This is a genomic window from Methanolobus mangrovi (assembly GCF_031312535.1).
GTDB lineage: Archaea > Halobacteriota > Methanosarcinia > Methanosarcinales > Methanosarcinaceae > Methanolobus > Methanolobus mangrovi.
This window is the reverse complement of sequence record NZ_CP133594.1, coordinates 514560-528399: the sequence shown is the minus strand read 5'-3', so window position 1 is coordinate 528399 and position 13840 is coordinate 514560. Positions and strand designations below refer to the sequence as shown.

General features: G+C 42.0%; 17 protein-coding genes. All 17 read left to right on the top strand.

Features of this window, described 5'->3' with window-relative positions:
* Positions 1-214 precede the first annotated feature (214 nt).
* The 17 genes from RE476_RS02740 (at position 215) to RE476_RS02660 (ending at position 13839) form a co-directional block, all read left to right on the top strand.
* The gene (locus tag RE476_RS02740; protein ID WP_309308870.1) at positions 215-394 is read left to right on the top strand and encodes a hypothetical protein; all 180 of its coding nucleotides are present in this window, start codon (positions 215-217) and stop codon (positions 392-394) included.
* Positions 395-606: 212 nt separating this feature from the next.
* Complete coding sequence (locus RE476_RS02735) at positions 607-804, top strand: hypothetical protein (RefSeq protein ID WP_309308869.1); 198 nt, start codon at positions 607-609, stop codon at positions 802-804.
* Between the two features lie 6 nt (positions 805-810).
* Complete coding sequence (locus RE476_RS02730) at positions 811-2037, top strand: hypothetical protein (protein ID WP_309308868.1); 1227 nt, start codon at positions 811-813, stop codon at positions 2035-2037.
* Positions 2038-2049: 12 nt separating this feature from the next.
* The gene (locus RE476_RS02725; protein ID WP_309308867.1) at positions 2050-2925 is read left to right on the top strand and encodes a minor capsid protein; all 876 of its coding nucleotides are present in this window, start codon (positions 2050-2052) and stop codon (positions 2923-2925) included.
* A 36-nt stretch (positions 2926-2961) separates the two neighbouring features.
* Entirely contained in the window at positions 2962-4797 is a 1836-nt protein-coding gene (locus RE476_RS02720) for a DNA/RNA helicase domain-containing protein (RefSeq protein WP_309308866.1), read from the top strand.
* A 111-nt stretch (positions 4798-4908) separates the two neighbouring features.
* On the top strand, positions 4909-5631 hold the full coding sequence (locus tag RE476_RS02715) for a hypothetical protein (protein ID WP_309308865.1): 723 nt from the start codon (positions 4909-4911) through the stop codon (positions 5629-5631).
* Entirely contained in the window at positions 5624-8482 is a 2859-nt protein-coding gene (locus RE476_RS02710; RefSeq protein ID WP_309308864.1) for a hypothetical protein, read from the top strand. Before RE476_RS02715 ends, RE476_RS02710 begins: the two co-directional genes overlap by 8 nt.
* 231 nt (positions 8483-8713) lie before the next feature.
* Entirely contained in the window at positions 8714-9700 is a 987-nt protein-coding gene (locus tag RE476_RS02705; protein WP_309308863.1) for a GAS domain-containing protein, read from the top strand.
* Positions 9700-10155, top strand: a complete 456-nt coding sequence (locus RE476_RS02700; RefSeq protein ID WP_309308862.1) for a structural cement protein Gp24 — start codon at positions 9700-9702, stop codon at positions 10153-10155. Before RE476_RS02705 ends, RE476_RS02700 begins: the two co-directional genes overlap by 1 nt.
* A gap of 10 nt (positions 10156-10165) precedes the next feature.
* Positions 10166-11032, top strand: a complete 867-nt coding sequence (locus tag RE476_RS02695; protein WP_091938234.1) for an encapsulin — start codon at positions 10166-10168, stop codon at positions 11030-11032.
* 9 nt (positions 11033-11041) lie between these two features.
* Positions 11042-11218, top strand: a complete 177-nt coding sequence (locus tag RE476_RS02690) for a hypothetical protein (protein WP_309308861.1) — start codon at positions 11042-11044, stop codon at positions 11216-11218.
* A gap of 18 nt (positions 11219-11236) precedes the next feature.
* A complete protein-coding gene (locus RE476_RS02685) occupies positions 11237-11599 on the top strand; it encodes a hypothetical protein (protein WP_309308860.1) in 363 nt (120 codons plus the stop codon).
* Between the two features lie 2 nt (positions 11600-11601).
* On the top strand, positions 11602-11955 hold the full coding sequence (locus RE476_RS02680; RefSeq protein ID WP_309308859.1) for a hypothetical protein: 354 nt from the start codon (positions 11602-11604) through the stop codon (positions 11953-11955).
* Entirely contained in the window at positions 11955-12227 is a 273-nt protein-coding gene (locus tag RE476_RS02675) for a hypothetical protein (protein WP_309308858.1), read from the top strand. Before RE476_RS02680 ends, RE476_RS02675 begins: the two co-directional genes overlap by 1 nt.
* A gap of 4 nt (positions 12228-12231) precedes the next feature.
* Positions 12232-12663 (top strand): HK97-gp10 family putative phage morphogenesis protein, encoded by a 432-nt coding sequence (locus RE476_RS02670; RefSeq protein ID WP_309308857.1) that lies wholly within the window; start codon positions 12232-12234, stop codon positions 12661-12663.
* Positions 12660-13040, top strand: a complete 381-nt coding sequence (gp17, locus tag RE476_RS02665; protein ID WP_309308856.1) for a tail completion protein gp17 — start codon at positions 12660-12662, stop codon at positions 13038-13040. Before RE476_RS02670 ends, gp17 begins: the two co-directional genes overlap by 4 nt.
* 4 nt (positions 13041-13044) lie before the next feature.
* On the top strand, positions 13045-13839 hold the full coding sequence (locus RE476_RS02660) for a hypothetical protein (protein ID WP_309308855.1): 795 nt from the start codon (positions 13045-13047) through the stop codon (positions 13837-13839).
* Position 13840: the final 1 nt, after the last annotated feature.

Sequence of the window (13840 nt, the reverse complement as noted above, 5' to 3'; positions counted from 1 at the left end):
ATGCAGTTACATGAATTAATTTTTGTTGTTTTTTTAATCTTGTTACTGTATAACTTTAATGAATAGGATAACATTTAAACTTTTCTACATGTAGGAAACAAGAAATAATCCTTCAAAAACAAAATCGCATTGAAGCACATTGATTACCCCGCATCACACAATATATATAAGGTCGGAACGTACTGTTTTTACAGAATACTTACGAGGCAACAACATGTCCTGGATAGCAACCGTAGAGATTGAAGGTGATAAACTATTTGCAAGATGTGAATACAATCATCCCAATCTTATCCGCCTCCCTTCTGGAAGAAAATCATACTATTGCAAAACATGCGGTGCTTTGTTTGTAGTCGATCCCAACTTTTCTGAACTCATAGAGAACGACGATTTGTAAGTTCTCTTCTTCTGGAATGTGTATTAAACTTATATAGTTGCAGCATTCTGATTTCAGTGCATGAGTGATACCTGTTCTACATGCACATTTTTTAAACCAACGGCAATTACATATGGGTTTTGCAGACGCGAGTCTCCTGTTGCGAAGGCAGGGTTTCCGGTAGTTCCCTCAAATGAGTGGTGTGGTCAACATGAACCCAGGAGCAGAAAACCATGATAGAATCATATGCAACGGAAGCAGCTACTTTTCTGATAGGAATTAGTACAGGCATAGCCATAAGAGCAAAATTCTGGTGGAAAAACAAGACCACAGAAGAGAAGAAATCTTTTGTCTACGAAGTCCTGCAGTCACTAGAAGACGGTAAGATCACCACTGCAGAAGCAAAGGATCTAATCAAGAATCACCTGTGAGGGGCCATGGTCCGTCTGAATGCCACAATCAATGGTCCAAATACTAAGCCAATTACCCTCATGGCCTCTGCTGGTGTGAAAAGGACAGATACATCGACGAAGTTCGGAGGATATCAGAACTTTGATACTGATAACCGGTTCAAGTACTACCAGCAACTTTCAACCTGTACGCCACATGTTTCCACATCTTTGAACAAACTGGCACTTTCCCTGGTAAAAGGCATGCAGTTTGATGGAACCGGTTCCAAGATCATTAAAGATTTTGAGCGATGGTCCACTAAGGTCAACTTCCTTGAGCAGGTGCAGACACTTGCCAGGCTTCTCTGCAGGGACGGAACATATGTGGCACTACCCAACGGGAACGCAGAGACATTCTCTCTAATACCCCTGCTCATGCAGAATACAACTATTCTTCCTGAGGATTTTACTGTTGGCGAAATGAACCCTAAAGAAATCCTCACACCCCCCACTGGATCTATTGTTATCAATGAAAGTGACAAGGCCAAAAGAAAGATCTTGAAGATCAGTGATGTGGTTTGTGGATCCTACAATGCATGGGATACTGTTCAGAAGGATCCTCTCAAGCGAGATACATACGGTATTTATGGTGCTTCCATGATGGAACCTATTGAGCTTAGTATCCGAAACTTGCTAAACATCAACCATGGATACGTTTCTTTTGTGAAGAAATACGGCAATGGCAGGTATCTGATCGACTTCAAGCTCCTTGAGAAACTGGTCGAGCAGGAGATTGTCAGCATCGAGGATGCTCAGAAGGTCATAGATGCCTGGCTTGATGAGCACAAGTATCTCTCGGAGAACGAGGATATTGCTGCAGTGGGTCTGGATGTGATTCCCGTAGATGCAAAGGGATCTCTGGACGTAATGTCATTCAAAAAATCACTTGAAACAGATATCCAGATAGGTTTGCTACAATCTCCTCTCAGCATGGGAGATACAAAAGGGTCTACTTATGCTGCCGGATATGTGTCTGAAGAGGACCGAATGGTCGTTCTTGAAGGTCTGCAGCATATTGTCCGGAATATCGCCAACAGTGCCATCAATATGCGTCTTCGACTCATGAACAAAACGGAAGATTCTGTATGGATAGAATTCGAGGAGCTTAGCCGACCACAGCTGGAATCCCGTGATGTGATAGAATGGTACAATAGTGGCGTTCTTACAAAAGAACAGCTTCTCAAATGGGGTGGATTCCCTGTGGAAGGGGACTGATCTGGCGATAAGATGTCACTCCTGAAATCTCCAGAACTAATCCTGGTCGAGAACCAGCTTATCTCGCTTCTAGATCGCACCATAAAGAGAGCATTCAGATTAAGGACCATGAACTATAAGCAAGAGCTTTTCCGCAATGTCCACAGAGAATTTGGCTCCAAGACCTACGTGAATCAACTGGACAATATCATCACTAAGATCATCAAACAATCTTTACTGTACACCGACAAACAACTTAAGGAGATTTCTGCGGCTGCAATCGAAGATTCATACGTACTAACAGAAGAAGCTGTGAGGATATCCACAGAGCTGGCAGATAATGTTGTAGAATCTATCGTCCAGATGCTCAAAGATGAAGCAATCTATACGATGCACCCCAACCAGCTGGCCAAAAGGATAGTAGACCTCTGGGAAGGAGAACGATACAAGGCAATTAGATTTGCCAGGACTTTCACTGCAGATGTTGCCACCAATACAACTGTGTACCGATATCGTCAGCGGGGAGTGGAATACGTTGAGTTTGATGCTGAACTTGATGACAGGACAAGTGATCAGTGCAGAGCTTTACATGGTACAATATTCTCTACAAAATTACATTCTCTAGATTTATACAGGCCTCCTTTGCATCACCATTGTCGATCAAGTCTAAAACCGGTGTCTATTACAAGGAAAATCGATCCTGATGCAGAGTACGAGAACCGTGACTTTCTTCATCAGATGAATCAAGAAGGTGAATTCCTTAAGGAACTGGCCGATGAGAAGATTGTGGAGAAAGCCTTTGAGAATATTGACAGATTTGATGAGAAATATCGGATATCTAAGATTATATTGGACAAGGATATTGAGAAAAGGATAATGTTAGAAAAGGGTCTACACGTAATCATTTAGTGATACTTATATACTTACAGTGATATCTACATCAGTATGCAAAAATTTGGTTGGAAAGGAAAAATAAATCAGTTTATGGATGTAAAAAAGTCAGAGTTTATTGATTCGTTATCTTTACATCATTCCCAATGTATGAATTGTAACCCTTCAGGTTTACAGGTCACAGCATGGGAAAATGAATATGATACCCTTAAAAACCAATTGCCTCTTTTGATAGAAAAAAAGCCGAATGCTTTGGAATGGTATTTAGTATTTGAATATGAATTGCCAAGAGAAAGAGGACGAAGACCAGATATTCTCATTATTGCTGAAGATAGAATATTCATTATCGAATGTAAAGATATGAAATACGCAGAACAGCAGCATATAGATCAATTGAAAGCATATGTAAGAGATTTATCAAATTATCATGCGGGGTCTGCTAATGTTAAATTTGAACCCATATTGCTAATCACATTCATGGAAAATCTTGCAATTGAAAAACAAGGTGTTACCATTGTGTCGCCAAAACAATTGCATGAAGTTTTAAACAAAACAACAGATGGGAACCTTATAGATCCTGATAAATGGATCAATAGCCGTTATGCTCCCTTACCATCATTGATTTCAGCTGCAAAATTAATTTTTGATCATGAACCGTTGCCCCAAATTAGAAAAGCTGAAAGTTTAGGGGTAAATGACGCCGTAGACGAATTAAAGGATATATCAAACCAGATTTTAAACAAAAATGGAAAACACTTAGCTTTAGTAACTGGCGTTCCTGGTTCTGGAAAAACGCTTGTTGGTTTACAAGTCGTTTACAACTCACATAATTTTGATGAGAATAAACAGAATGCTGTGTTTCTTTCTGGTAACGGGCCCTTGGTAAAGGTCCTACAATATACTTTGAAAAGCAAAGTATTTGTTCAAGATGTTCATGGATTTCTAAAAGAATATGGTGGAAATAGCACAGACTTCCCAAATGAAAATATTATTATTTTCGATGAAGCTCAAAGGGCGTGGGACGCAGAAAGAGTTAAAGAAAAAAGAAATCACTCCAATTCTGAACCACTTGATTTCCTCAGTATTGGTGAAAAAATACCTAATGGAACTCTGTTAGTTGGTCTTATTGGAGAGGGACAAGAAATTCATCTAGGCGAAGAAAGTGGATTAGTTCAATGGAACGATGCCATCAAAGAGACAAAGGGAGAATGGATTGTTCACTGTCCAAGTAAGATCGAACATATATTTTCAGATGCTAAGGACATTGTCACAAGCGAAAAACTAAACCTAAATGCAACATTGAGATCACATTTAGCAGAAGATGTTGATAAGTGGATAGATGCTTTTTTAAATGGGGAATTAGAACTTGCTCAAAAAATCTCAATGAACTTGGAAAAGCAAAACTTTAATGTTTACGTTACAAACAACATCGATGTTGCAAAAAACTATGCTACAGAGAGATATTCTGAATGTAGTGACAAAAGATATGGTTTTATCTGCTCATCTAAAGCCAAAAACTTAGAGAAATACGGAATTGACAACGCTTTTTATGCTATGCAACGGGTAAAGCCAGGTCCTTGGTTTAACGATGAGCCTGATTCAGAGTATTCTTGTTGCAGACTCAACTTACCTACTACTGAATTCCAATGCCAGGGACTGGAACTTGATTTACCAATTGTTTGTTGGGGCGATGACCTTTATTGGGAAAACGATCAGTGGTCAAAAAGAGGACGAGTCAGATATAAATCTAAGGATCCTATGCAAGTGACTCTAAATTGTTATCGTGTAATTCTTAGCAGAGGAAGAGATGGGATGGTAATTTTTGTGCCTAAAGAGGGTACAAAGGAGACATTCAATGCGTTATTAGATTCTGGAATTAAAGCATTATAAGATATTTGTTTAATAGTTTTTAGCAATAAAGTAAGGCTGAAAATAAACTCAGTATAACTTCAAAAACTTAATATTTGTATCACGTAATATTAAAAGTTGGAAAATGTCAGTATGTCAGAGAAGCAGCATGAATCACTTGAAGCTAATCAAAACTCTATGGTGTTAGTCATAAAAAATGATGAGACTAAAATGCAGTTGCTTGGACAACAGCTAGATCTATATAGAGTTCTATTAGGTAAAAATCAGATGTTAGCTACTATTTATCTAGGAACATTAATAGCACTAAAACAAAATGAAAATCCAGATCATTTAGCTCTTGCAGCACATGGTGCCCGTGAACTAATGGAAAAGCTACCATCAATCTTGGATGTACCAATGAAAGCACACGGTGAATCACTCAAAAGCAAAGTGATTGATTTAGAAGGTGTTTGGTTAAATGCACTTAATAAATCCAAGACTTTAAATAACCAAAAATGGGAAGGTGAAATTGACAGACCACTTTCCAAACTATTATCAAAATTAGACTCTTTTTTTGAATGGTACAATAATCACTACCCTCGTAGAAAAGCAGAGGTTGCTAAAGTTTTGAGAGAACTTGATATTTCTGGACTGACTTTGCCAAACTATTTAGAGGATTCAAACATCAAAAAATGGTCCGAAATTAGAGATTTTTTCCAAGGCGTTTCACATCACCAAAAAATCACTACAAGTGAAATTTTTTATCAAAAACTGGAAGCTTTAGAGATATTTCTTCTTGAGAGATTGCTTCCACAAACTTTTATCGACATTAAGGAGATTGACGAATTAATTCTAGAGGGTGAGAGTAATGCCTAAGCCAGAAATTATCGAAAAAGCTCTCAATCAAATTCGGAAAAGAGCTGTTAATTATGTATATTTTTTTAATCATTTAACGTCTCCCGAGTGGATTGAACCACTATATAGTAATGGTATGTTTCAACACCCCCCACTACCTGAGCAAGAAGAAGGTTACATCAGTTTTCCACCTTGGCCCGAATCAAGATATCTAGTACGTATGGCATCGAAATCACCTGAACTTGTTCTTAGTACTATTATAAAAATTCCAGAGACAGAGAACATTCGTGTGCATGAAGATTTTGCCGAAGCAGCGCTTGCAATGCCACCTGACCTAGCTGTAAGATTGATCAAAAAAGAAATTGATTGGATTAAATCCCAGCAGCACTTATATTTCCTTCCTGAAATATATGGCAAGCTAATAAGTCACCTCGCACGTGGTGGCCAAGTGAATTATGCGCTTAACCTAGCTCGTACATTGCTTGCTGTAAATCCAACAATGAGGAAGTATAAGGAAGAAAATATCTCATTAATGCCTTCTAGTCCATTTATTCGCTTCGATATTTGGTATTATGAACAGATTCTCAAAAATAACATGCCAGATCTTGTTATAACCGCGAAGGAGGATGCACTTAAGTTACTATGTGATTTGTTAGTTGATGTAATCCGCTTCAGTGACGAATCTACGGATGAAACTGTAGAGGAATATTCTTTCATTTGGCGACCTGCTATAGAAGAACATGATCAAAATCACAGGATCCATGAAATAAATGATTTGATTGTATCAGCGGTGAGGGATGTAGCAGATGAATTGATAGAAACAAATGGCAAGATTGTATTAGAAATCATCGAGGGGCAGACATTCAAGCTTTTTAAACGTATTGGCCTGTATTTAAGACGCAAATGGCCAGAAATTGATCCAGATGGTACTGCTAATTTGGTAATTAACCCAAATGTTTTTGATGATATCCATCTACATCATGAATTTTATCTATTAGTTGCAGAACAGTTCGACAATTTTTCCCCAATGGTTCAAAAAGCCTATCTAGATATGATAAAGCAAGCTGTCGATGTGGGTAAAAAGTTTGATCTTCGGGAACGAGAATATGGAAATCAACCACATACTGAAGAAATTGAAAGTTATGTCAGAAGATGGCAATACAAAAAACTATGGCCAATTCAAGCATTTCTGGATCAAGAATGGAGAGAACAGTTCAATACTCTCAAGGGAGAATTCGGTGAACTTGATCATCCTGAATTTTATTCTTATTTTAGCAAAGGATGGGTTGGGCCAATCAGTCCGAAAGCCATTGAAGACCTCAAATCCATGAATATAGATGAACTTATATCTTTTTTGAATTCATGGTCGCCATCTGAATCTCCCATGAGTGCTTCTCCAGAAGGCCTTGGTCGCCAACTGACCGAACTAGTATCCTTGGAACCAGAACCCTTTTCTATCGAAGCTGGACGATTTGAGAATCTAGACCCTACATATACACGTGCATTACTCTCTGGTTTTCGCGATGCATTAAAGCAAAAGAAAACTTTTCAATGGCTACCAGTACTCGATCTTTGTCACAGGATAATTGATCAAACTCGAGAAATTCTAGAAAGAAAGATTGAGGATATGGATACAGATCCTGATAGGGGATGGACCCGGAAAGTTATTGCAGACCTGTTAGAGATCGCTTTCAAATTAAATATGATCCCGTTTGACCTACGCACTGCTGCGTGGGATGTATTAAGCCCCATCACTGATGACCCAGACCCAACGATGGAACATGAAGAGAAGTATGGGGGTTCAAATATGAGTCCCGCTATGCTTTCAATTAACACGACTCGTGGTGCAGCAATGCGTGCAGTAATGCGCTATGCACTATGGATAAGGAAGCATATTGAGGAAACAACAGACAGTAAAGAGCGCGTTGATAGTGGGTTCGAAGAAATGCCAGAAGTGAGAGACGTTCTTGAACGTCATCTCGACCCAAATTTAGATCCATCGTTAGCAATCCATTCTGTTTACGGTCAATGGTTCCCTTGGCTAGTTCTGCTTGATGAAAAATGGGCAGCTCAGAATACAACAAAGATTTTCCCAATGGATAGAAACTTACATGATGCCGCATGGAGGACCTATATTGTCTACTGTAAACCCTATGATAATGTCTTAGATTTATTGAGAGAGGAGTATAGTCGTGCAATTGACAATATTGAGTCTTTATCTGAAGATCAAAAGCCTTTGTTTAATTATGACAAAAACCTTGTTGAACACACAATGACTTATTATTGGCGTGGTAAGCTAGATATAGATGAGCCGGATGGGGTGCTTACACGTTTCTTTACAAAAGCTCCTGAAGAGTTTCGTGGACAAGCTATAGAGTTTATTGGACGAAATCTCTATAATTCAAAGGAAAGCATTGATTCCGAGATTCTTAAGAGGTTAAAGAAATTATGGGAAACACGTATCAACGCAATTCGCGCCACAAAAAAAGACAATATAAACACCGAACTTGTTAGTTTTGGTTGGTGGTTCGTCTCCGCAAAGTTTGACGATGACTGGGCTATTTCACAGCTTGAAGACCTTATTGAACTAACCAATGGTAAGATTGATCCAGATCACCTTGTTATAGAGCGCTTGGCTGAACTCTCAAAAACCATGCCACTCTTTACAGTTAAATGTTTAGCTCAAATCTTTGAAAGTGATAAGAATAAATGGCGAATTCATAGTTTTGTTGATCATATGCGAATTATCATTGGCACCGCACTTAAAAGTACGGACGATGTGGCATATAAAACTGCAGCGGAATTTGTTGACAGATTACTTGCCAGTGGCTACCTAGACTTTAGAGATTTACTCACCGAGACTGATGAATAATAGTTGTCAAATATTAAGAGATGATGAATGAACGATTCCAGACAATGTGCCTTTTTAACTTAGCTGTAAGTAGTAAAATTGGGATAAGAATCAGTAATAAAATGTCATTATTGTCTTTTAATTGAACTTTTTTTGAACGAAACAATCAATACCGAGACTTGAAACTGTAGTTGACTCTAGTTTTCAGTTGTATAATCTTTTTATACCCGTTGTATTTGTACTTTAACGCCGATGGCTATCACTATTGAAGGCACTGCATTTCCACTCGGCGAGATAAACAAAAACGGATGGGGAATTCCATTTTCAGAAGCAGATAATGCCATCTCCTCTCTCAAAGGCTCTGTACTTCGTATATGCCCACGAGATGCTCCCCACGATTGTGATTTTTCTGAAGACCCAAATGCTGAGATCGGAAGGATTGTCGATGCCTGGCGTGAAGGTTCGGAGATCAAAGCAAGAGCATCGGTAACCGACTCCGTAGCTGAAAGAAAGATCCAGGATGGAACCTGGGAAAACACATGGAGTGTCTATTCTCTGGCCGATTCTATCGATGATAACTGGGCTAGTGGAGTCCAGGCCAGGTCCTTGACCCTTGTCCAGAACCCTGCGTGGGAGCAGGCAACCTGGAACATAGCAGCATCAGAAGATGGAAAGGTAGCGGTACGTAACATTCATCAATTCAAAATCATCGCATCAGGTGATCCTATGACAGATAACAAAGACGATTCTAACAGCGGTGGAGATCCTTCACCGGACGAAAAACTTGCTGAGCTCGAAAAGGACAATGTAGCCAAAGATAAGGATATCGAGGATCTGAAGGCTGCTAATACAGAACTTGAAACAAAGGTTAATAATCTCGAAAAAGTGGTTGCTTCATATGAAAAAGACAAAGCCATATCCGTTCCTCTGGAAAAGGTGCAGGAGCTGGTGGCAAGTAAAGCTGATGAGATCGCCACTGCCAAAATCGTAGCATACAAGGAAGAGCAGAGGAGGGTCAGTGCGATGGGCAGTCTCACTGCTGCCAGGAAGAATCTGAACCTCGAGACAAAGGATGAAGATTACCAGCACCTGTCAGCATCGGATATCGAAAAGCTTGCTGAGGACCTGGGAAGCATAAAGCTCGGAGCAACAGCTGAGAACGTCAAATACCCTAGCTCAACAGGCATGGGTACCGTAGGTAGATGGGACAGCACCAAGAATGAATGGGTGGTGGAATAATGGCATACTCAGGTGTTGTGAAGCCAGCAAACAAGATAGTGGCTGGTGGAAGTCCTCTGGAACAGGAGCTTAAGATCGAAAATGCCGCTAACATGTACCCAGGTAGGCTTGTCAAGAAAGGTACCAATGATGACGATATGGTTGTGAACACCGCAGCTGGTGCTACAATGGGATGGCTCGGATACGAGCAGACCAATCCTGCATTCATGCCCACTGACGTCGATACCATCTACGCACTGGATGACATGGCTGCTGTCCTCTATGGAGGCAGTTTCCTAATTGTTGGCAGCCTTGCATCAGGTCAGAACGTGACCAAAGGTGCACGTCTTAAGGCAGCTGCTGACGGAGAGCTTGCAGCAGGCATTGTCGGAACCGACGAGATAGTGGCCATCGCTGAGGAATCAGTTGATGCAAGCTCAGCTGCTGCAGATATTGTGGTACTGAGTCTCATATGAGGTGAAAAACATGACAAACGCACTCGCAACATTCTCAAAAGAAATAGACTCCTCTCTTGTCCCTGCTCTCAGGAACGCACTTATCGGAAGAAAACTGGTACATGTGACCTCGGAGAAGGGATTCGGTATAACTTCCGTTGACTGGGGTAGAATAACAGACGTCAGTGACGGATACGTATCATATGGTTTCCGTGATGGTAACGAGGACAAGATCGAAGTTTCCCTTACCAACTCCAAAATACCTGTCTACTGGAAGGACTACACGGTTGACAGGCGCATTTATGAAAGCTGGCTTAGAAGCGGAGTGGATGTTGATAAAGCATCTTCCATCTCTGCAGCATACAAGGCAGCAAAGGCAGAGAATGCGGCTATCATGATGGGTGTCAGCAATGACGGTACAAATTATGATATGAATGGACTTTACCAGGGAGCAGGTAACGATTATGCTGTAAGCAAGGACTTCGGGACATATGGCAATGCCACCGATGCACTGGCAGGTGTCTATGAACTCATGGACGATGATGGTATTCCTGTTGACAGTCTCTCCTTCAACTGGGTACTTGCAACCACACAGCGCAGGCAACTGATGGCCAGCCGCAGTGCAAACGGTATCAAGGAAATGCCGGATATCCTGGACATGCTCAACGGCGGACAGGTATTCGGTACCAACACACTGACTGCAGGTACAGGTTTTGTATGCCCAACAGAGAACGTCGGAGAACCTTATGTCGACTTCTACATGACATCTGATTTCAAGACAGAGCATGGCGTGGACTCAAAACACCCAGACACAGGCGATCTTAACGGTCGTGTCTACAGTGCAGGAATCCTGAGAATAAAACAGGACGTAGCCATCTGCAAGACCAGTGCAATCTGAGGTGAAAACATGGTCAAGGTCCAGGTCAACGTGAAAAACCTTGCTATCGATATCGATGGAAAGGAAATGAAGTTCAGGCAGGGAGATATGTTCGATATTCCTGCAGAAAGAGCTGAAAGAATGGGTAATACCCTTGTGATACTCGAAGAAGAAACGACCCCAAAGAGAAAAGCAACCGGAAAGTGAACCTAGATGCTATGCTCGGTGTCAGAAGTAAAAACGATCGTATCTCCGGAATCCGTAACGGATGATGATATACTTGCCATCATAACTCACACATCGGCAGAGATCTCTCTTGAAACCGGTGCGAGTACGGAGAGCACGGAACCTGCACTGAACATAGCCTGCATACATCTTTCAGCTGCAACCGTTCTGGAACGAATGAAGTACACCGGTGAACTTGCAAAGCAGGTCAAACTGGGGTCCGAACAGCAGTCAAACGATGTTGATGCTGACATACAGATGCATCGTGAGAAGGCCACTTCATACATAAACAGGTACAAACATCGGGCTTTCTCGATCCCATATGGAAGAAGTGGTATCAGAACGGTGAACAGCGAGGAATAGGAATGACCATCCATACCATTGGTCTGATCCACGAATGCACCATTATTTCAAGGACCCAGACCGGGACAGACGAATACGGTTCTCCTGTCTATGCAGAGAACAGCACCGTATCAGCCTGCCGTTTTCTGACATCCGATGAACCTGGCCGGATAGACGTGCTTGAAAGCGGGGAGCATAGTGTTTCAGAGGTCTCTGTGATACTACCTTCTGGTGTTGCTGTGGAAGCAGGTGACACCATAAGCAGCACGGTTCCTGGTTATTCCCATTCTTATGATGTATTGTCTATCAAACCGATTACCCGACTGTTCAACTCTACAGTTCATCATTACGAATGCAAGCTCAAGGCAGTGGAATAATGGAGATCGATACTGACACTTATGACAAGATAATTGAGACCCACAACGATGTCAAGCATGTTCGTGCAGGCATTGACAAGATGAGCTGTCAGCTCGATGATCATGAGAAGAGGATCCGCGTACTTGAGAAGTGCTCCATTGAGGACCACGAAGAAAGGATCCGTGTGCTGGAAGAGCGACAGAACCGCTGGCTGGGAAGGAATGCTTTCCTCGGCCTGGCGGTGGTTGTGGTCCTGCAGTTGGCAGGGATCGTGGTGCAGATAATCCGGTGACGATATGTTCCAGTTCAAAGTCAGAGGAATTGAAAAGCTGCAGAAGAACCTGCAGGAACTGGGTAAGGACATTGCCGACGTCCTTGAGGAGGGTGTGCTTGCAGGAGGAGATGTTGTTGTAAGGGCTGCCCAGGAGAATTCCAGAAAGGGAGGGGATGATTTCCCACACAGGATAACAGGTAACCTGTTCCGCAATCTCGCAGAGGTCAACCCTGTATCTGTTGAAAAGTCGAACGAAAGATGTGAGGTGATGGTCGGCTCCACCATGAACTATGCAATGCGTCTTGAAAAAGGATTCAATGATACCGATTCCCTAGGACGGAGATACCATCAACAACCACGACCGTTCCTCCGACCTGCTCTGGATGAGAACACCGACGAGATCAAAACGGCGATCAACCTCAAGCTTCAGCAGGTGATCAGGAAGTACAAATGACGTCTGTTCATGGAGCTCTTCGAAATCTGCTATTGCAGGACACTTCAGTGACAGATCTTGTCAGCGACAGGATATATCCGCTGAGATTACCGCTTGATTGCCAAATGCCAGCGATATCCATCCACAAGATTAGCAATCCAATCGACCATGTGACCGGTTTTGCAACTCCAAGGTATCAGTTCTCCTGCTGGTCCGAGACATATGCCCAGGTACAGCAGTTATCTAATGCCGTTATCGACTGTTTGAACCGGTACAAAGGTGTGGCTGATGGGAATCTCATCAAGCAAATAGCGTACCTTGATTCGCATGATGCTATAGAGGATGGTTCTGGTATTTTTCACATTCCGATAGATTTCAAGATCATACACATGAGGTAATAACATGGCACAAACAACCGTACAGAACTCAAATGCCATCCGGTTCGGTTCAGGAAAACTGGAGATAGGCACAACCATCGGATCGCTTGTCAATATCGGCGCCATCCGTAATGCAGTGTTCAAGGAAGAATGGGAAGATGTCGAGGTAAAATCCGATAATGCTGGAATCGTAAAGGTTGGCATCAAGGAACATGTTGCATACATTGAATGTGACATGATGGAAGTGGACCTGGAAAACCTAAACACCATAAGAGGTGACTTGGACACATATTCCACGGTTGCAGGAACACCTGTATCTGTGACCGATGAAACACACACTCTTGAAGGCACTGATTTTGTAAAGCTCGATCACATGAATGGAGATGGGACTGAAGTTTCCAGCATTGTGGTTACAGATGCATCAGACAATGCAGCCGTCAGGAACACCGACTACGTTGTAGCAGTCGACAGCGATGGGTACACCTGCATTGCCAGGATATCAGATTCTACTGTCATCTCTGACGGTGAAGGTGTCAAGGTGGACTATTCCTATACTCCCAGCTCTGCTGCCACTCTTACAAGCGGTGGTAAGACCACGATATCAGATCGTGTGGTTCGCATCACCAATACCGATGAGAACGATAAGATATTCCGCATCACACTCTACAAGGCCACGGTCAACGAAGGCCAGAACATCGAGTTCCCTGCAGACGATGGAGACGATCCTGCAATGCCACATCTGAAGATGAAAGGAGTGCTGGATGTTAGCAGAACAGCAGGTGACCAGCTGTATGAGATCTACGATGAGCAGGGGGTCTGAA

Coding starts and splice junctions, on each gene's coding strand:
- RE476_RS02735 (WP_309308869.1), top strand. CDS start 607: ATGATAGAATCATATGCAACGGAAGCAGCTACTTTTCTGATAGGAATT.
- RE476_RS02695 (WP_091938234.1), top strand. CDS start 10,166: ATGACAAACGCACTCGCAACATTCTCAAAAGAAATAGACTCCTCTCTT.
- RE476_RS02740 (WP_309308870.1), top strand. CDS start 215: ATGTCCTGGATAGCAACCGTAGAGATTGAAGGTGATAAACTATTTGCA.
- gp17 (WP_309308856.1), top strand. CDS start 12,660: ATGACGTCTGTTCATGGAGCTCTTCGAAATCTGCTATTGCAGGACACT.
- RE476_RS02710 (WP_309308864.1), top strand. CDS start 5,624: ATGCCTAAGCCAGAAATTATCGAAAAAGCTCTCAATCAAATTCGGAAA.
- RE476_RS02690 (WP_309308861.1), top strand. CDS start 11,042: ATGGTCAAGGTCCAGGTCAACGTGAAAAACCTTGCTATCGATATCGAT.
- RE476_RS02670 (WP_309308857.1), top strand. CDS start 12,232: ATGTTCCAGTTCAAAGTCAGAGGAATTGAAAAGCTGCAGAAGAACCTG.
- RE476_RS02725 (WP_309308867.1), top strand. CDS start 2,050: ATGTCACTCCTGAAATCTCCAGAACTAATCCTGGTCGAGAACCAGCTT.
- RE476_RS02675 (WP_309308858.1), top strand. CDS start 11,955: ATGGAGATCGATACTGACACTTATGACAAGATAATTGAGACCCACAAC.
- RE476_RS02660 (WP_309308855.1), top strand. CDS start 13,045: ATGGCACAAACAACCGTACAGAACTCAAATGCCATCCGGTTCGGTTCA.
- RE476_RS02715 (WP_309308865.1), top strand. CDS start 4,909: ATGTCAGAGAAGCAGCATGAATCACTTGAAGCTAATCAAAACTCTATG.
- RE476_RS02730 (WP_309308868.1), top strand. CDS start 811: ATGGTCCGTCTGAATGCCACAATCAATGGTCCAAATACTAAGCCAATT.
- RE476_RS02680 (WP_309308859.1), top strand. CDS start 11,602: ATGACCATCCATACCATTGGTCTGATCCACGAATGCACCATTATTTCA.
- RE476_RS02700 (WP_309308862.1), top strand. CDS start 9,700: ATGGCATACTCAGGTGTTGTGAAGCCAGCAAACAAGATAGTGGCTGGT.
- RE476_RS02705 (WP_309308863.1), top strand. CDS start 8,714: ATGGCTATCACTATTGAAGGCACTGCATTTCCACTCGGCGAGATAAAC.
- RE476_RS02720 (WP_309308866.1), top strand. CDS start 2,962: ATGCAAAAATTTGGTTGGAAAGGAAAAATAAATCAGTTTATGGATGTA.